Annotated in this window: 21 protein-coding genes; 13 read left to right on the top strand and 8 right to left on the bottom strand. The window is 38.0% G+C overall.

Annotated elements, in window-relative coordinates:
* Nucleotides 1-8: 8 nt before the first annotated feature.
* The 4 genes from PCI70_RS08995 (at nucleotide 9) to PCI70_RS08980 (ending at nucleotide 3,247) form a co-directional block, all read left to right on the top strand.
* Nucleotides 9-800, top strand: a complete 792-nt coding sequence (locus tag PCI70_RS08995) for a peptidoglycan DD-metalloendopeptidase family protein (protein ID WP_442865197.1) — start codon at nucleotides 9-11, stop codon at nucleotides 798-800.
* Between the two features lie 210 nt (nucleotides 801-1,010).
* Complete coding sequence (locus PCI70_RS08990; RefSeq protein WP_269915006.1) at nucleotides 1,011-1,934, top strand: LysR family transcriptional regulator; 924 nt, start codon at nucleotides 1,011-1,013, stop codon at nucleotides 1,932-1,934.
* 153 nt (nucleotides 1,935-2,087) lie between these two features.
* The gene (grxD, locus tag PCI70_RS08985; protein WP_269915005.1) at nucleotides 2,088-2,429 is read left to right on the top strand and encodes a Grx4 family monothiol glutaredoxin; all 342 of its coding nucleotides are present in this window, start codon (nucleotides 2,088-2,090) and stop codon (nucleotides 2,427-2,429) included.
* A gap of 56 nt (nucleotides 2,430-2,485) precedes the next feature.
* Nucleotides 2,486-3,247: a Rossmann-like and DUF2520 domain-containing protein gene (locus PCI70_RS08980; RefSeq protein ID WP_269915004.1), complete on the top strand. Its 762-nt coding sequence runs from the start codon at nucleotides 2,486-2,488 to the stop codon at nucleotides 3,245-3,247.
* Nucleotides 3,248-3,349: 102 nt separating this feature from the next.
* On the opposite strand, the gene trmB is transcribed toward PCI70_RS08980, so the two are convergent.
* Complete coding sequence (trmB, locus tag PCI70_RS08975) at nucleotides 3,350-4,066, bottom strand: tRNA (guanosine(46)-N7)-methyltransferase TrmB (RefSeq protein WP_269915003.1); 717 nt, start codon at nucleotides 4,064-4,066, stop codon at nucleotides 3,350-3,352.
* Between the two features lie 137 nt (nucleotides 4,067-4,203).
* Between trmB and PCI70_RS08970 the strand changes: the two genes are divergently transcribed.
* The gene (locus PCI70_RS08970) at nucleotides 4,204-4,797 is read left to right on the top strand and encodes a glutathione binding-like protein (RefSeq protein WP_269915002.1); all 594 of its coding nucleotides are present in this window, start codon (nucleotides 4,204-4,206) and stop codon (nucleotides 4,795-4,797) included.
* 104 nt (nucleotides 4,798-4,901) lie between these two features.
* Nucleotides 4,902-5,468: a YceI family protein gene (locus PCI70_RS08965; RefSeq protein WP_269915001.1), complete on the top strand. Its 567-nt coding sequence runs from the start codon at nucleotides 4,902-4,904 to the stop codon at nucleotides 5,466-5,468.
* Here PCI70_RS08965 and PCI70_RS08960 read toward each other — a convergent pair.
* Entirely contained in the window at nucleotides 5,463-6,161 is a 699-nt protein-coding gene (locus PCI70_RS08960; RefSeq protein ID WP_269915000.1) for a glutamine amidotransferase, read from the bottom strand. The genes PCI70_RS08965 and PCI70_RS08960 overlap by 6 nt on opposite strands.
* Nucleotides 6,162-6,279: 118 nt before the next feature.
* Between PCI70_RS08960 and PCI70_RS08955 the strand changes: the two genes are divergently transcribed.
* Genes PCI70_RS08955 through grxB form a run of 3 tightly spaced genes read left to right on the top strand, consistent with a single transcriptional unit; the run spans nucleotide 6,280 to nucleotide 8,956 of the window.
* Nucleotides 6,280-7,983, top strand: coding sequence for an AAA family ATPase (locus tag PCI70_RS08955; RefSeq protein ID WP_269914999.1), 1,704 nt, complete (start codon nucleotides 6,280-6,282; stop codon nucleotides 7,981-7,983).
* 49 nt (nucleotides 7,984-8,032) lie between these two features.
* On the top strand, nucleotides 8,033-8,314 hold the full coding sequence (locus PCI70_RS08950) for a putative quinol monooxygenase (protein ID WP_269914998.1): 282 nt from the start codon (nucleotides 8,033-8,035) through the stop codon (nucleotides 8,312-8,314).
* A 9-nt stretch (nucleotides 8,315-8,323) separates the two neighbouring features.
* Nucleotides 8,324-8,956, top strand: coding sequence for a glutaredoxin 2 (gene grxB, locus PCI70_RS08945; protein WP_269914997.1), 633 nt, complete (start codon nucleotides 8,324-8,326; stop codon nucleotides 8,954-8,956).
* A 15-nt stretch (nucleotides 8,957-8,971) separates the two neighbouring features.
* Here the strand turns inward: grxB and PCI70_RS08940 are convergent, their stop codons facing one another.
* Both PCI70_RS08940 and PCI70_RS08935 read right to left on the bottom strand, forming a co-directional pair.
* Nucleotides 8,972-10,564, bottom strand: coding sequence for a 2-isopropylmalate synthase (locus tag PCI70_RS08940; protein WP_269914996.1), 1,593 nt, complete (start codon nucleotides 10,562-10,564; stop codon nucleotides 8,972-8,974).
* Between the two features lie 74 nt (nucleotides 10,565-10,638).
* Complete coding sequence (locus PCI70_RS08935; protein ID WP_269914995.1) at nucleotides 10,639-11,394, bottom strand: AraC family transcriptional regulator; 756 nt, start codon at nucleotides 11,392-11,394, stop codon at nucleotides 10,639-10,641.
* A 63-nt stretch (nucleotides 11,395-11,457) separates the two neighbouring features.
* On the opposite strand from PCI70_RS08935, the gene PCI70_RS08930 reads away from it, so the two are divergent.
* On the top strand, nucleotides 11,458-11,667 hold the full coding sequence (locus PCI70_RS08930) for a hypothetical protein (protein WP_269914994.1): 210 nt from the start codon (nucleotides 11,458-11,460) through the stop codon (nucleotides 11,665-11,667).
* Here PCI70_RS08930 and PCI70_RS08925 read toward each other — a convergent pair.
* Genes PCI70_RS08925 through PCI70_RS08915 form a run of 3 tightly spaced genes read right to left on the bottom strand, consistent with a single transcriptional unit; the run spans nucleotide 11,661 to nucleotide 13,332 of the window.
* Nucleotides 11,661-12,110, bottom strand: coding sequence for a GyrI-like domain-containing protein (locus tag PCI70_RS08925; protein ID WP_269914993.1), 450 nt, complete (start codon nucleotides 12,108-12,110; stop codon nucleotides 11,661-11,663). The two genes, PCI70_RS08930 and PCI70_RS08925, sit on opposite strands and share 7 nt — an antisense overlap.
* Nucleotides 12,107-12,811 carry a UDP-2,3-diacylglucosamine diphosphatase gene (locus PCI70_RS08920; RefSeq protein ID WP_269914992.1) on the bottom strand — a complete coding sequence of 235 codons (705 nt, stop codon included), beginning with the start codon at nucleotides 12,809-12,811 and terminating at the stop codon, nucleotides 12,107-12,109. Before PCI70_RS08920 ends, PCI70_RS08925 begins: the two co-directional genes overlap by 4 nt.
* 11 nt (nucleotides 12,812-12,822) lie before the next feature.
* Complete coding sequence (locus tag PCI70_RS08915) at nucleotides 12,823-13,332, bottom strand: peptidylprolyl isomerase (RefSeq protein ID WP_269914991.1); 510 nt, start codon at nucleotides 13,330-13,332, stop codon at nucleotides 12,823-12,825.
* A gap of 151 nt (nucleotides 13,333-13,483) precedes the next feature.
* Between PCI70_RS08915 and PCI70_RS08910 the strand changes: the two genes are divergently transcribed.
* The 3 genes from PCI70_RS08910 to fghA are packed head-to-tail and all read left to right on the top strand — an operon-like array spanning nucleotide 13,484 to nucleotide 17,148.
* Entirely contained in the window at nucleotides 13,484-15,199 is a 1,716-nt protein-coding gene (locus PCI70_RS08910; protein ID WP_269914990.1) for a glutamine--tRNA ligase/YqeY domain fusion protein, read from the top strand.
* A gap of 46 nt (nucleotides 15,200-15,245) precedes the next feature.
* Nucleotides 15,246-16,367 (top strand): S-(hydroxymethyl)glutathione dehydrogenase/class III alcohol dehydrogenase, encoded by a 1,122-nt coding sequence (locus PCI70_RS08905; protein ID WP_269914989.1) that lies wholly within the window; start codon nucleotides 15,246-15,248, stop codon nucleotides 16,365-16,367.
* Nucleotides 16,354-17,148 (top strand): S-formylglutathione hydrolase, encoded by a 795-nt coding sequence (gene fghA, locus PCI70_RS08900; protein ID WP_269914988.1) that lies wholly within the window; start codon nucleotides 16,354-16,356, stop codon nucleotides 17,146-17,148. Before PCI70_RS08905 ends, fghA begins: the two co-directional genes overlap by 14 nt.
* Here fghA and PCI70_RS08895 read toward each other — a convergent pair whose 3' ends face one another.
* Entirely contained in the window at nucleotides 17,149-17,682 is a 534-nt protein-coding gene (locus tag PCI70_RS08895; protein WP_269914987.1) for a lecithin retinol acyltransferase family protein, read from the bottom strand.

Below are 17,682 nucleotides of genomic sequence, written 5' to 3'. Positions count from 1 at the left end.
TAAAAATGATGTTGTCAAAGCATATCCAACAAGGTGCAATGAAGCCGATTTTTTTGTCAGTGTTTGCAATTGCAACACTTGCATTTACAGGTTGTGCATCTAAACCGCAAGTTCAAACAACACGCAATGTGATAGCAGCCCCAGACACGTATACTGTACGTGCAGGCGATACACTAGGTAACATTGCAAGTCGTTATGGCTTAGATTACATTGCGGTTGCGCAAATGAATAATATTCCAGCGCCGTATATTATTCATGTGAATCAACCTTTACGTTTAAAAGGATCAGCGGCAGTTCCTGTGACATCAACAGCGCGACCAAGCACACCGCCTATTCAACGCCAAAGTATTCCATTGCCAACACCCCAACAAACACAAGCCCCCGCTACCACTACAACAACCGCCTCTGCTGTACCTGCAACGCCTGCCAATAACTTACGTTGGGTAAAACCAACACAAAACCCAGTTATTGCAAATTTTAATTTAGCAAGCGGTATAAAAGGAACACGTTATAGTGGACAAATGGGAGACCCTGTATATGCAGCAGCTGATGGACAAGTCGTGTATGCAGATAGTGGGCTTAAAGAATTTGGTAACTTAATTTTAATTAAGCATAGTAATGGCTATATTAGTGCATATGCGCACAACAATACTTTGCTTGTTAAAAGTGGTGCTCGTGTAACAGCGGGTCAACAAATTGCACAAATGGGCTCGACAGGAACTAACCGTGTGATGTTGGAATTCCAAATTCGTGCAAGCGGAAAAGCCATCGATCCTGCACAAATTGTGCCAAATAGCTAATAAAAATAAGAGGGTGGTTTTGTGATGCCGATAACATTTGTGTTATAAAAGTGTAAGACTTATCTATTTAATATACCTTATATCTTTAAAAAACTACCCTCTGTCGTAATGTTAGGATGACATTTTATATCTCTACTGCAAAAACATAATTTTTCCGTATACTAGCCGACCTTAATTGTCATACAAACTGTGTTAAGCAAAGGAAATATTATGTTAGATCAACTTCGAGCAATGGGGGTGTTTGCTTGTGTTGTCGAACAGAACTCTTTTAGTGGAGCTGCGCGAAACCTTGGAATTACCACAAGTGCTGTGAGTCAGCAAGTAAGAGCGTTAGAGCAAGAGATGGATGTGACTTTGCTTTATCGTTCTACCCGTAAAATTAGTTTAACTGAGGCGGGTGAGGTTTTTTATCAAAGCTGTAAGGAAATGCTTGCAGCGGCAGAACGAGGAAAAGTTCATATTAATGAACTACGTGATGATTTGATGGGTGATTTATGTTTGTCTACAACGCCTGAATTGGCATCAAATCATATTATTCCTGCACTATCACATTGGTTAAGTGTACATAAAGGTTTAAATGTATCTATACGTGCAGAGAATCAACTCATTGATTTGGCGAATAATCAGATAGATATAGCATTACGCATGTGTTCTGAGATTGAACAATCTGACAATACAATAATACCACTTGCACATGTAGAACAACTTTTAGTTGCTGCACCAAGTTATTTAAATCAGACAGCCCCTTTAGACCATCCATCTGATTTAGCACAACATAACTTAGTTCGTTTAATGACACTAAAAGAAAGTGAACAACTGAAGTTTACGCATGCTGTAACGCAAGAAATATTTGCTATAAATATGCGTACACATTTATCAACAGATAATATTTGTGTGTCTAAATCGCTTTGTCAAAATGGTTTAGGATTAGGACGAATTTTATATTTAGATATAAAAAAAGAGTTGTTAAATGGTCAGTTAGTTGAAGTTTTACCAAATTGGAAATTACCAAAATTTGTACTTTATGCGGTTGTGCCTGCTCAAGTGGATGTTAATTCACCTAAAATTCAACGTTGCTTAGATGTACTTAAAACCTATTTTGAGCAAATTCCAGGTGGTAGGATCTATCAATAAAGCTACTTTTAACACAATTAAACGTAGGCAATTAGTTGAATAGAAAAGAATTTTAATATTTTTCTCATTAAAAGAGATGTAAATTTAAGCGTATGTATTTGTGTTTGGTCAGTTTTAGGTATAATGCAAGACAGAATAGTTGAGGATTTATCTATGACTGAACAAGCACGAGATACTGAAGCGTTAATCCGTGATCAAATTGCCAAACATGCCGTTCTTCTTTATATGAAGGGTACTCCACAATTTCCACAGTGTGGCTTTTCTGCACGTGCTGTTGAAGCGCTCAGTCAAGTGGGTCGTCCGTTTGCATACGTAAACATTTTAGAAAACCAAGATATCCGCGCAACTTTACCAAAAATTGCAAATTGGCCAACTTTCCCACAGCTTTGGGTAAATGGTGAGCTAATTGGTGGTAGCGATATTATTCTTGAAATGTTCCAAAATGGTGAATTGAAGCCATTAATTGAAGAACACAGTGCAGCACCAGAAGCATAATTCTGATTTGCTTAAATGAAGCGCCTTTTAGGGCGCTTTATTTTTTGAGAGAATAGATGAAGATTAGTTTTGTTGGGTCGGGGCGTGTTGCAACACAGCTTGCAGATTGTTTTTTTAGGCTTGGGCATACTATCTGTCAGATTTATAGCCCACATCATGCGCAGCGTTTGGCAAATCGAGTAAATGCACAGGCGATTCAATGTTTAGATGATGTAGATGGTAGCGTTGATTTAATTGTGGTTGCAATTAAAGATGAAGCAATCAATGATTTGATGATTGAGATTTCCAAACAAACAACTCAGCCACTTGTTGTGCATACATCAGGCAGTACAGCACTCAACACTCATTATCATCGCTCAGGTGTATTTTATCCATTACAAACGTTTAGTTTTGAAAGTCAGATTAATTGGAAAGAGGTGCCTCTATTACTAGAAGCTCAAGAGTCAAAGGATTTGGTTTTACTAGAGCAGTTAGCACATCAAGTTTCATCATCTGTATATTTGTATAATTCTCATCAGCGTTTAAATTTACATTTGGCAGCAGTATTTGCCTGTAATTTTTCTAATTGTTGTTATGACGTTGCAGAACAGCTTGTCACACAAGCAGGTGTTGATTTTGCTTTGTTACATCCATTAATTCTAGAAACAGCAAAAAAAGCGACACTTTTTAAACCATATGATGTGCAGACAGGACCTGCTAGACGTGGTGATCAAAAAATTTTAGAGATGCATCAACAGCTTTTACAAACACTCAATCAAGATGAATTGGTACATTTGTATCAGCTATTGAGTACACAAATTAAAAAACCTTATGGATAAGAATACCACTTGCTAAAGATGGGTTTTAGTTAAGATTTTGGTGCTGTTTTTGCTTCAAAATACTTTTTATAAGGTCATCTATTCTCTTATCCATCATTTGGGCTATTTAATTTTCTTAAAAATAAAGTCATTAATTTTATGACCGCTTTCTAAGCCACGGCGTTCAAATTTAGTGAGAGGACGCCAGTCTGGACGTGGATAGCTATTGCCTTTACCCGCCGTATTCTCAAGTGCTTCACGGTTGTCTAAAACATCTAGCATCCATTCGGCATACGGTTCCCAATCTGTTGCAGAGTGGAAGGTGCCCCCAAGTTCAAGTTTCTGTTCTACTAGTGCCATACGCTCATCAATGACAAAACGGCGTTTGAAATGACGTTTTTTCTGCCATGGGTCTGGAAAATAAAGCTGTACGCAATTGATACTGTTGTCTGGCATTTCTTTAAGTACTTGAATCGCATCTGCATCAAGTACCTTTAAATTTTTAACCTCTGCCATACCTGCTTCGTAAACGCATTGTGCAATACCAGGTACATGTACTTCAATACCTACATAGTTGCGTTCAGGGTTAGCTTTTGCCATTAAGACCAATGAGCGACCCATACCAAAGCCAATTTCTACGGTAAGTGGACGTTCTGGGTGTTCAAAGTGTTGACGTAAATCGCCAACAGGGTATTCCAAAATTAAATGATGATATTGTTCAAGTGCATGACGTTGTGATGTATTAAGAGGGGCAGAGCGACGCATAAAAGTCACAATTTCACGGTGTTCGTGCAAATTATCTAAATCAACAATTTGAGGGTCAAGCTGATCGTTCGTCATAACGTTGAAAATCATATTATTCGAAAGGCGTTATTTTAAGTACAACGAGGGGTAAGTCAAATATTTGTATGAAATCGCTTGCAAGTTTTGCACTGGGGTTTTAAAAGGGTAGAGCAACAAATCAGCAAGGAAGAACAATGAAACTTTATTATATTCCCAGTGTGTGTTCGTTAGCATCACATATTTTATTGAACGAAATGGGTGTCGAGTACCAATTAGAAAAAGTACAAAGTAAAACGAAACTAACTGAAACAGGGCAAGATTATCTTAAAATTAACCCTAAGGGCTTTGTACCTGCGTTGGAGTTAGAAAATGGTGAAGTGATTACCGAAAATATAGCAGTTTTATGTTATTTAGCAGAGCAAGATCCACAGCAAAAATTAATGCCAACAACAAGTTTAGGACGCGCGCGCGTGTTTGAATGGTTGGGTTATTTAAATACGGAATTGCATGCTGCGTATGTGGTGTTTTTTAGAAACAAGTTGAATGAGCAAGAAAAAGAAGAAGCGTATCGTGAGTTAAATTCAATTTTGAAGTATGTAAACGACAAAATTGAAGGACTTACATGGTTAGTAGAAAATAGTTTTGGTCCTGTTGATGCATATTTATATGTGATGACAGAGGGGTCGACTCATCTTGGGCATGATTTAACGCCGTATCCAAACTTAATTGCTTTTCGTGAGCGTATTGAACAGCGTCCATCTTTACAGCTTGCCCGCCAACAAGAGTAATAACATCGCGTATTGTTGCACAGTTGCAACAATACGTTTTATAAAATTGGCTGTAAATTAATCTTGAATGCTTAGAATAAAAAGAAAGTATTGGAGTATTAAAAATGAAAAAATTAGTATTAGGTTTAGGATTAGTGGCATCAAGCTTTATGGTGAATGCAGCACCTGTTGCTTATAAAATTGATCCTGCACATACAGCCACGTTGTTCTCTTGGAATCATTTTGGTTTTTCTACGCCAACCGCCAATTTTACCGATATTCAAGGGACGATTAATGTAGATGAGGCACAGCCTGAAAAATCATCTGTGAATGTGACTATTCCTGTAAGTAGTGTAAATAGTAATGTCACTGCATTAAATCAAGAGTTCCAAAAAGCAGATTGGTTTGATGCACAGCAGTATCCAACCATCACGTTTAAAAGTACCAAAGTAGAAACTAAAGATAAGAAGCATTTTAAAATTACAGGCGATTTAACCGTAAAAGGTATTACAAAACCTGTGGTTTTAAATGCAGTCTTGAATAAAAAAGGCGTTCACCCAATGACGAAAGCACAAGCGATTGGGTTTAATGCGACGACTTCGTTTAATCGTGCTGCATTTGGTATTGGTAAATTTGTACCGAATGTAAGCGATAAAATTACGGTAAATATTACAACTGAAGCAAGCTTATAACCCAATTCGTTTTAAATAACGTTCAATCACATGTTGTGCGCCAAGCATAAGTTGCAAGGCGTACTTTTGGTTATCTTTTCTAAGTTGATGAATATCAATTTGAGCATGTTGTAATTCACAAATGTGCCCAATCAACCATTTTTCTAAATTTTCGTGTTCAACTTCTAAATGAAACTGTAAGCCAAGAATATTTTTCCCGACCTCAAAAGCTTGGTTTGGATAGAGTGATGAACTTGCTAAATGTTGTGCTTGAGGGGGCAAGTCGAACGTATCACCATGCCAATGTAATACAGGAATATCTTTGAGTTCTGATAAAATATTATGTTCTGTTGGGCTAATATTCAAAGTACTCCAACCAATTTCTTTTTGTATCCCTGCATAAACATTTGCGCCTAAAGCATGTGCAATGAGTTGTGCGCCCAAACAAATGCCGAGAGTGGGTTTGTTGAGCTGTAAGCGTTGTTTTAAAAGATCAATTTCTTGTTGTAAAAATGGGTACAAATGCGTGTCATTAACGCTAATTGGTCCACCTAATAAAATAGTGAGTCCATCATAATTAAGGGCTTGTTTTAGGTCATCTACACCTGCCTCAAAATAACGAACCCGAAATCCTTTTTGATAAAAAATATCTTCAAGTGAGCCTAGGTCTTCAAATGCAAGATGTTGAATGACATAAATGGTTTTATTGTGCATAAATTCCCCCAATCATTTTAAGTATTTTTCAAAACTATCATAGTTTAAAAAGCACTACCATTTATCTTAAAACCTAAACACGGTAAGCTAGCCTTTTAATTGTAAAGAACGTGATCCGATGAAACAAGAAACTGCCTTAAAACTGTTAAAAGTGGGTGAAAATGTGTTTTTAACAGGGTCTGCTGGGGCAGGTAAAACATATACGTTAAATCAGTACATTCAATATTTAAAGGCACGTAAAGTGACGGTTGCAATTACAGCATCTACAGGTATTGCTGCCACGCATATGAATGGTATGACTATCCATACATGGGCAGGTATTGGCATTAAAGACAGTTTGTCTGATGCAGATTTAAAACGTATGAAAGAGCGTAAATATTTAAAAGAGCATTTAGAAAATGCCCAAGTATTGGTAATTGATGAAATTTCAATGCTTCATGCCAAACAACTTAATTTAGTAAATCAGGTTTTAAAATACTTTAAAGAAAATGATGCGCCGTTTGGTGGTATTCAAATTATTGTGGCAGGTGATTTTTTTCAGCTTCCTCCCGTAGGAAGAAATGGCGAACGTAACCGCGATAAGTTTTGTTTTATGTCTGAGGCATGGGTAGAAGCTAAATTTCGTGTGTGTTATTTAACCGAGCAACACCGCCAAGAAGATGAAACACTCAATCAAATTTTAAATGCTATTCGTGCGCAAACCTTATCAGACACGCATCGCCAAGCGCTTACACAAGCACGTCATCAAAATATTGGTGATACGTTTACGCGTTTATATACGCATAATGTAGATGTAGATGGGTTAAATCATCAGCATTTAGAAGAGCTTGATCAGCAAGCTAAAAAGTTCCCTGCAAAACTTGAGGGGAACGAAAAATTAATTGAGACGCTTAAATCTTCTGTACGCGCACCTGAAGAATTAGTGCTTAAAAAACATGCAAAAGTAATGTTTGTAAAAAATAATTTTGAGCTTGGTTATATTAACGGTAGTTTGGGTGAGGTGATTGGTTTTACCAAAGATGAGGAGTTTGGATTATTGCCTGAGGTACGCCTAACAGACGGTACAGAGCTAACGGTTGAGCCTGCAACGTGGTCGGTTGAAAATGATGCAGGAAAAGTGATTGCGAGTTTTCAGCAAATTCCTTTACGTTTGGCATGGGCAATTACCATTCATAAAAGCCAAGGGATGACGTTAGAAACAGCCGAAATTAACTTATCAAATACCTTTGAAAAAGGGCAAGGTTATGTGGCGCTTTCTCGTTTAAAGTCGTTAGAAGGATTAAAACTGATGGGTTTTAATGACGATGCGTTGGCATTGGACAGTTTAGCCATTAAAGCAGATCGCCGTTTTCAAGAGTTGTCAGATGAAGCAGAGCAACATTTTGAACATACCGATTTAACCAAACAGCAACAAGCATTTATTCGTCAATGCGGTGGTACACTTAATCCAAAAGAAATTAAGCGTAATGAAAGTAAAGCCAAAACACCTGCCTATAACGGTGCGACATTAGAAGAAACACAGGCATTATTTGAAGATGGTTACGATATTCAAGATATAGCAACTGAGCGTGGATTAACACCTGCCACGGTTATTCGTCATTTGGCTAAATTACATAAAGAAAAAGGCTTAGATATTTCGGTTACTCATCCTGGCGATGATGTTGTGGAACAGGTGCGTAAAGTTTATAAACGCTTAAAGAAAAGCAATCAATCCGACCATTTTAACGATGATGGTTCAATCAAATTACGCCCAATTGTAGAAGCAATCCAACCACGTATGGGATATGATCAAGTACGACTTGCGTTACTTTTTATTGAATAGTCAGCGTTTAGGTGTATGCTCAAAGAACATATAAATAAAGGATAACAAAATGATTGTTTTAAATGTATTTTTTAAAGTGAAATCAGAACAAAAACAAAGTTTTTTTACTTTAATGAATGAGCTGATTGTGGAATCTAATCAAGAAGCAGGTTGTCAGCGTTATCAAATGGGTGAAGATGTGACCGATGAGCTGTCGTATTTACTCATTGAACATTGGGATGATGAACAAGCTTTACAATTTCATCAAGAAACAACACATTGGAAAAAATTCGTTGAGCAAATTGGCGATCATTTATCTGAAAAATTCGTTGTACAAAAATTTTCAATTTAAGGAGATGCCATGAAACTATTTATTTACGAGCATTGTCCATTTTGTTTGCGCACACGCATGATTGCGGGACTTAAAAATTTACCGATACAGTATGAAATCATCATGGAAGGGGATGAAGAAACGGCTGTAAATTTGGTGGGTAAAAAAGTCGTGCCTATTTTACAAAAAGACGATGGCTCGTATTTAACCGAAAGTTTAGATATTGTGAAATATCTTGATCAATTTTCTGAACCTTATTTTACGCGTGGTAAGTTAAACCAAAACATTGAAGAGTGGATTAAAACCCATTCAGAGACAATTTTTAAGCTGATTGTGCCCCGTTTTGTAGATGGGCAGTTTAAAGAAATTGAAACGCCTGAAGCACGTTTGGCATTTAAAACGCGTGAAACAAAAGCATTTGGCGATTTGGATCAACTGAAAAAAGACAGCACGATTTATATCTCAGAAATGAACAGTGCTTTAGCTGATTTAGAACATTTGATGTTGGGGCTAAGTATTAATATTACCGATTTTATACTTTTTCCATGGTTACGTTCTTTGACTATTGTGAAAGGGCTAGAATTTAAGCCCAATACATTGATCTATATGCAAAGAATTGCTAAACAGTCAAAAGTAAATCTATTGTTTGATCAAGCCCAATAAGTATTGGGCTTTTTTTTATTGCGCATTTAAGATGGCTTGAATGGCACTGTGCGAAACATCTTCATGAATTGCAACTCCCCACTGTTGATTGCCAAGTTGTACATAACTAATAGATAAACTATCGGTATGATTGCCCAAACTATGTTGGCTGTAATCTATCACATCTACATTTAAGGCATTTGCCACAGCACTCACAAGCCCTGCACCTGTCCCTTGATAATCTAAAGTATCTTGAGCAGTTTTTACCTTAAATTGAATATGATGGTTTTGCATATGGTAATGCTCTAAGACCGTGTTAGGTTGTTGGTATAAGGCTTGAAAAGCTTCCCATACATCTTGATGGGTAAGTTCTCGTTTTAAGGCATCGGTTTTTTGCTGAATATATGCATTAAAATGTTGTTGAAGCTGAGGTGGAAGCGTAATGCCATAATTTTGTTGTAAAATCCATGCAGTTGCACTTTTACCTGACTGACTGTTTAAGCGAATGATGGCTTCATAACTACAGCCTAAGTCTGCAGGGTCGATAGGTAAGTAGGGCACTTCCCATAAGGTATTGGCTTGTTGTACGGCAAAACCTTTTTTAATGGCATCTTGATGGCTACCCGAAAACGCCGTAAAAATAAGCTCTCCCACATAAGGGTGGCGTGGATGAATGGGAAGCTGATTACATTCTTTAACGACTTTGGCAACGTCTTGAATATGGCTAAAATCTAATTGTGGCGAGATGCCTTGTGTATATAAATTAAGTGCAATATTGACTAAATCGACATTACCTGAACGCTCGCCATTACCAAACAAACAGCCTTCTATACGCTGTGCACCTGCAAGTAGCGCAAGCTCGGCAGTTGCAACGCCTGTACCACGGTCGTTATGGGGGTGAATACTAATACAGGTATTTTTACATTGTGAGTACTTTTGACAAAACGATTCAATTTGATCTGCAAAAATATTGGGTGTATGTACTTCTACCGTAGTAGGTAGATTTAGAATAAAAGGTCGCTGTGTACTTGGTTGCCATATTTTTGCTACGGCTTCACAGATTTCAAGTGCAAAATCTTCTTCGGTAAAACAAAATGTTTCGGGTGAGTATTGATATGTCCAATTCGTTTCGGGTGCATTTAAACATTGTTGCACTATTTGTTGAGTGGCTTGCGTTGCTAAACTAATCACTTCTGCCTTGGTTTTTTTAAATACAATACGTCTAAATGATTCTGCGGTGGCATTGTAAACGTGGATAATTACGTTTTTAGCCCCTTTTACCGCCTCAAAAGTACGAGAAATTAATTCAGGACGTGCTTGTGTCATTACTTGGATCGTCATATCGTCAGGAATAAGTGATTGCTCAATTAAGTGACGCACAAATCTGAATTCGGTGTCCGATGCACTTGGAAAAGCCACTTCAATTTCTTTGAAACCACATGCCACTAACATTTGAAAAAACTTTAATTTTTGTTCTAATGTCATAGGGTTGGCAAGGGCTTGATTACCATCTCGCAAGTCGGTAGAACACCAACGTGGGGCATGGGTGGTTTTATTATTTACCCATGTTCTATGTGTTAATGTCACATGCGGTTGCGGGCGATATTTCGTTTCAGGATTGCTTAACATGACTGGTCTCTCATTAAGAATAATAAGAGTATTCAAGTTTTTATAACGTTATACCTGTGTAAGATTGCCAAAAACTATTGAGAGATGGACAGTTTCAGATATTCACGCGGTGTTATACCTGTTTCGCGTTTAAACATAGCAGTAAAAGCACTTGGGCTTTCATAACCTAAACACAATGCGGTATCTAAAATAGAGTGTTCTGTGGCAAGCAAGGTGAGTGCATGTAAAAGTTTGGCTTGTCTTAACCATGTTCCAAAACTCATAGAGAGTTCTTTTTGAAAGTAACGTGCAAGTGTTTTACTGCTCATACAAAATTGGTCTGCAATGTCATGAAGTGTCCATTGTTCATTTAGGTTTGCTTTTAAAAAATCACAAATATCAACTAATGGTGTGGTTTGGGGTTGTGGTAAATCAAACGGTTTTTCTTGTAAAAATCTCACTTCATCTAAGATCAAATCTAAAATGCGTTGCTCACGGCTATTAGGCGTAACCTTTGTAATATTTAGTGCACTACACATCAATGCTTGTAAAAGTGCTGATACTGAAATAATTTTACACTGCTGTCGGTCTGTATTTTGTTGAATGAACACACCACGAACTTTAACCTGTCCAATGGCTTTAAGTTGGTGTTGGTAATTGGCAGGAATCCAAATGGCTTTGTTAGGTGGCACAATCCAAAAACCGCAAGGCGTTTGTACTTCTAGTACCCCGTGTAGGGTATGCAAAATCTGAATTTGTGCATGACTATGCCAAAGCTCTACATGCTGGTTTGGATAGTCTTGAGCATAGGCAAATACGGGATAATTGGTTTGACCGTGAGAAAAAATCATATTAAATGAAGCACTTCTTAACATTTTACGCTAGTATGCACATTTTTTTAACATTGTTGTTTTATGAAAACCATTTTTCTTTTATCAAGTGTTGTTCTTTTGGCAGGATGTGCAACACCTAAGACATGGCATAAAGATAAAGTGTCGACTTATAACGCTAATAATACATTGGCAAAATGCCGTTACGATGTGGGAATGGCAAAAATACACCGTAACGAGCGTGAGGGTATGATTTGGGACTGTATGATGGCAAAAGGCTACCGTTATTATTGAACAGCAATAAATACGTCAACTTCGTGTGTTGAGCTATATCGTTCGATATCTTGTGTGTATACACGCACATGAGTGCATTGTGGTGAATTAAAATATGCCCAAATTTCTTGCCAAAGTGCAATCACAGTTTGAGGCATTGCACCACGTTTCGAAAATTTAAGATAACGTCCCGCAGGGATATGGCGCGTGACTAAGCCTGAAACATCATGCATCACTTTTTGATTGGTACATGCAAGCACATCAAAGTCACCTTCGTGATTAGAGGCATAGCCTGTATAAATGCCATAAATACAAGCATTTGTATTGAGGTGTGGCATTAAATCGTGGTAAAAATGATGCCAAAGTGGGGCAATTCTTGCGGTATCAATATGGGTTTCGTTGTTATTGTTAGTTCTTACTTTAAAGCCATTTACACTAAAAGCATCTAGATGTTCGAGTATCATGTATAAGTCCACTTAAAGAAGTTTTGTTGTCCATTTGGCAAAATCTCTAACAGCATTGCATCATGTTCACGCCAATCCCCAAGTACAATACGGGTTTTATGGTGAATTTGCGGGCGATGTGTATGCCCATGAATTAAAAAATCAGTCTGTTGAAGTACATTTTGAACAGCAGTTTCGTTAACATCCATAATACTATAATTTTTATTTTGTTTGGCAGAACCGCTTTTTTTTCTAAAGCCTTGTGCAAGTTTTTGTCTAAAACTTAAGGGTGTACGTTTTAAAATACCTAGCACTAGTGGGTGACGAATAATACGTTTAAAGCGTTGGTAAGAAACATCGTCTGTACACAAGGCATCGCCATGTTCTAAGTGATAACGCTGATTTGCGATAGTGAGTGTATAAACATCGGGCAGTAATACGCCGTTAAATTGATCTAAAAATTTTTGTCCAAGTGCAAAATCACGATTTCCAACTTGAAAGTAAACCTGATTACCACATGAGGTAAAGTCTTGTAAGGCGTTTACAATACTGGTGAGCCAATCAGATGAATAGTCATCGCCAATCCATGCATTAAACCAATCACCTAAAATATAAAGCTGTGTTTTTTTATGCTTATAAGCATCGAGTAAAGCAAAAAACCCTCGAACAAGTCGAGGGTGTTCTGGTGACAAGTGTAAATCTGCAATAAACAAATATGTCACGTTATTTCCAATTATTCAGAAATAATTTTAGCAGATTCAATCACAATGTTTTCTAAAGGTACATCTGCATGGTAACCACGGTTGCCTGTACGTACGCCTTTAATTGCTTCTACAACATCCATACCTTCACTTACTTTACCAAATACAGCATAACCCCAACCTTGTGCTGTTTTAGCAGTGTGGTTTAAGAAGCTATTGTTTTTTACATTGATAAAGAATTGTGCAGATGCAGAGTGAGGTGCTTGTGTACGCGCCATCGCAATGGTGCCTACTTCGTTGCTTAAACCGTTGTCTGCTTCATTTTCAATTGAATCGCGAGTTGCTTTTTCTTTGAAGTTTTCATCCATACCACCGCCTTGAACCATAAAGCCGTCAATCACACGGTGGAAGATCACGCCGTCATAAAAACCGTCACGTACATATTCTAAAAAGTTAGCCACTGTTTTTGGTGCTTTGTCGCTATTTAATTCTAAAACAATGCGACCTTTATTGGTGTTTAATTCAACTTGTGGAAAACTCATACCATTATCTCCGAATTGGGGGTTTTTAGTTGAGAGAAGCATAAGCAAACTGTAAACTACATAGCAAGCAGAAACGTACTTTCTTTGTATAAAATTTAAGAAAGCGTTTCATTTTTGTCAAAATTTAACTTGTAGAAGTGATTTATTCATTATGAAGCCAAATGATGTTGTTTCAAACCTGCCAAATACGCAACCTTCTGTCGATTCTGCGCAGCAAGAACAACAGCAACAGGTAGGCTTAGATTTTGTACGTCAAGTCATTACCGATGATTTAGCAGCAGGACGTACACAAAAAGTCGTAACACGCTTTCCGCCTGAGCCAAATGGTTACTTGCATATTGGACATGTAAAAGCGATCTGCTTAAATTTTGGTATTGCACAAGAATTTGAAGGTTTATGTAACCTTCGTTTTGATGACACCAACCCTGATGCTGAAGAACAAGAATATGTAGATGGTATTGCAGGCGATGTAAAATGGTTAGGTTTTGAGTGGGCAGGTGAGCCACGTTATGCTTCTAACTATTTTGATCAATTGTATGCGTGGGCAGTCCAACTGATTGAACAAGGGGATGCTTACGTTGATTTGCAAACACCTGAAGAAATTAAATTAAACCGTGGTAATTTTAAAACACCAGGTACAAACTCGCCGTATCGTGACGCAAGCGTAGAAGAAAATTTACAACGTTTTGAACAAATGCGCGATGGTACTTTGGCAGAAGGCAAAGCAGTTTTACGTGCAAAAATTGATATGACAAGCCGTAACGTGCATATGCGTGACCCAATTTTGTATCGTGTTTTACACTCAGCGCATCATCAAACAGGCGATAAATGGAAAATTTATCCAATGTACGATTATGCACATCCATTGTCTGATGCTATTGAAGGTGTAACACACTCATTGTGTACACTTGAGTTCCAAGATCACCGCCCGTTTTATGATTGGGTTGTTGAAAAAGTACACTCAAAAGCCGTACCACGTCAGTATGAATCATCACGTTTAAATATTGATTATACGATTACATCTAAACGTAAATTACGCCGTTTGGTAGAAGGTGGTTTTGTAAATGGGTGGAATGACCCACGTATGCCAACTGTGGTTGGAATGCGCCGTCGTGGTTTTACTGCCGAAGGTCTGCGTGATTTTTGTAAGCGTGTGGGTGTGTCTAAAACTGACGGTGTGGTTGATGTGGCGATGCTAGAGTTTTGTATCCGCCAATCGTTAGAAAATACGGCATCTCGTGGTATGGCAGTGCTAGAACCACTTAAAGTGACGCTGACTAATTTACCTGAGGAGATGGATTTAACACATGCACGCCATCCAAACGTGGATATGGGCGAACGTGTTATTCCATTGACCAAAGAAATTTATATTGATCGCAAAGACTTTGAAGAAGTACCACCAAAAGGCTTTAAGCGTTTAACGCCTGAGGGCGAAGTGCGTTTACGTCATGCTTATGTGATTAAGTGTGATGAAGTGATTAAAGATGAAAATGGTGAAGTGGTTGAGCTTAAATGTTCAATTGATGCGGATACTTTGGGTAAAAAACCTGAAGGACGTAAAGTAAAAGGCGTCATTCATTGGGTATCTGCAACAAAGGGTGTGCCTGCAGAAGTGCGTATTTACGACCGTTTATTTAAAGAAGCGAACCCTGAAACAGGTGAAGATTATTTAGATAATTTAAATCCTGATTCATTAAAAGTTGTGAATGCAGTGGTTGAACCATCTTTGGCACAAGTACAACCTGAAGACCGTTTTCAGTTTGAACGTGAGGGCTATTTTGTAGCAGATCAATACGATTACACCACAGACAAACCTGTGTTTAACCGTATCTTAGATTTACGAGATAGCTTTAAACCACAAAATTAAGTTTAAGAGCTCAACTTTGGTTGAGCTTTTTTATAAGGATAAAATGATGAAATCACGTGCAGCAGTGGCGTTTGCGCCAAATGAACCTTTAAAAATTGTTGAAATTGATGTTGAGCCGCCTAAAGCAGGTGAAGTGCTTGTAAAAATTACCCATACAGGGGTATGTCATACCGATGCCTTTACCCTATCAGGTGAAGATCCTGAGGGATTATTTCCTGTTGTATTAGGGCACGAAGGTGCTGGTGTTGTGGTGCAAGTGGGAGATGGGGTGACCAGTGTTGAAGTGGGTGATCATGTTATTCCACTGTATACAGCAGAGTGTGGTGAGTGTTTATTTTGTCAGTCGGGTAAAACCAACTTATGTACGGCAGTAAGAGCAACACAAGGTAAAGGGGTAATGCCTGATGGGACAAGCCGTTTTTCTTATAATGGTGAACCGTTGTACCACTATATGGGATGTTCAACTTTTAGTGAATATACTGTAGTTGCCGAGGTATCTTTAGCCAAAATTAACTCAGAGGCAAATCCTGAGCAAGTGTGTTTGTTAGGTTGTGGCGTAACAACAGGGATTGGTGCAGTACACAATACAGCAAAAGTACAACAAGGCGATACCGTGGCGGTGTTTGGTTTAGGTGGTATTGGACTTGCAGTGGTACAAGGGGCTAAACAAGCACAGGCAGGGCGTATTATTGTTATTGATACCAATCCTGAGAAGTTTGAGCTTGCTAAAGAATTTGGTGCAACCGATTGTATTAATCCAAAAGATTATGTAAAGCCAATTCAAGATGTGATTGTAGAAATGACAGGATGGGGTGTTGACCATTCATTTGAATGTATTGGTAACGTAAATGTTATGCGCTCGGCATTAGAATGTGCGCACCGTGGTTGGGGACAATCTATTATTATTGGCGTAGCAGGTGCAGGACAAGAAATTTCGACACGTCCATTTCAGTTAGTGACAGGTCGTACATGGAAAGGTACAGCATTTGGTGGCGTAAAAGGGCGTTCTCAACTTCCAACAATGGTCGAAGATGCCATGCAGGGTAAGATTAACCTCGCGCCATTTGTCACGCATACACTGCCTTTAGATCAAATTAATACCGCTTTTGATTTAATGCATTCAGGACAGTCTATTCGTACAGTGGTGCATTACCATGAAGCAAATTGAGAAACACGCAAGTTTTAGCGGTTGGCAATATGTCTATGAACATAATGCGACTACCCTTAATTGTTCTATGAAATTCGCTGTATATATGCCACCGTGTGAACCCAGTGAAAAGTTACCTGTATTGTATTGGCTTTCAGGGTTAACCTGTAGCGAGCAAAACTTTATTAGTAAATCAGGTTTTCAGGCATATGCAGCGCAACATAAAGTGATTGTGGTTGCACCTGATACAAGCCCGCGTGGCGAACAGATTGCTGATGCTGATCAATATGATTTAGGACAAGGTGCAGGGTTTTATATCAATGCAACTCAAATGCCGTGGCAATCTCATTATCAAATGTACGATTACATTGTTTTAGAACTACCTAAACTGATATATCAGCATTTTCCAACTAATGGTAAAAAAAGTATTTTTGGGCACTCTATGGGTGGGCATGGTGCTTTGATCATTGGTTTGCGTGAGTCTGCACAGTATCAGAGTGTCTCTGCGTTTGCACCGATTGTAGCGCCAAGCCAAGTGCCTTGGGGGCAAAAAGCCTTTAGTGCCTATTTGGGTCAAAATCAACAGCAATGGAAGCAGTATGATGCATCTGAATTGATGACATCAGACCACCTACCTATTTTGATTGATCAAGGTTTGGCAGACCCATTTTTAAAAGAGCAACTCAAACCTGAACTATTAGGTATTGATGTGAATTATCACGAAGGGTATGACCATAGTTATTATTTTATTGCGAGTTTTATTGAGAAGCACATTGCTTTTCATGCACAGTATTTAAAATAGTTACTTTTTATTCTTAAAAAATACATGGCTTGGCAATTTCATTTTTGCTTTGTCATGTAGTTTTTTCTTAATATACAACACAAGTGCAAAACAAGTGGTGGCAACGGTTAAAAATACACTGTTCATATAACTCATAACGGAGCTGATATAACCAATTGTGGTAAGGCGATTCATCATTTTAAAAACTTGTGGGCTACTTTCTATGCCTGTAATTGCCCAGCTACATAAATGTTCACAATTATTAATAATAAGATGATAATGGTTTTCGTGCATGCGTAATCTCATACGCCGTACCACAGCACGTCCCTTAAATTTAGGATATTTATAAGAGCGAATATAAATTTTTTTATGATGAGAAAATTGCTCAAGCGATGTCATTTCAATAGGATGCTTTTTAAATAGGTGTGCAAAACCTGAATAATGGATCACACGCCCACGCCCTGCATAAATGCCATGATGTGTGTATCCAAGATGTTTCACTAAAATATGTGAACCAACTGGAATTTTAAATTTTTGACGTGGTTCTTGAACCAT

Source organism: Acinetobacter sp. HY1485 (assembly GCF_027568475.1).
Taxonomy (GTDB): Bacteria; Pseudomonadota; Gammaproteobacteria; order Pseudomonadales; family Moraxellaceae; genus Acinetobacter.
The sequence above is the reverse complement of the archived record's forward strand: the minus strand, read 5'-3'. Positions and strand labels throughout refer to the sequence as shown.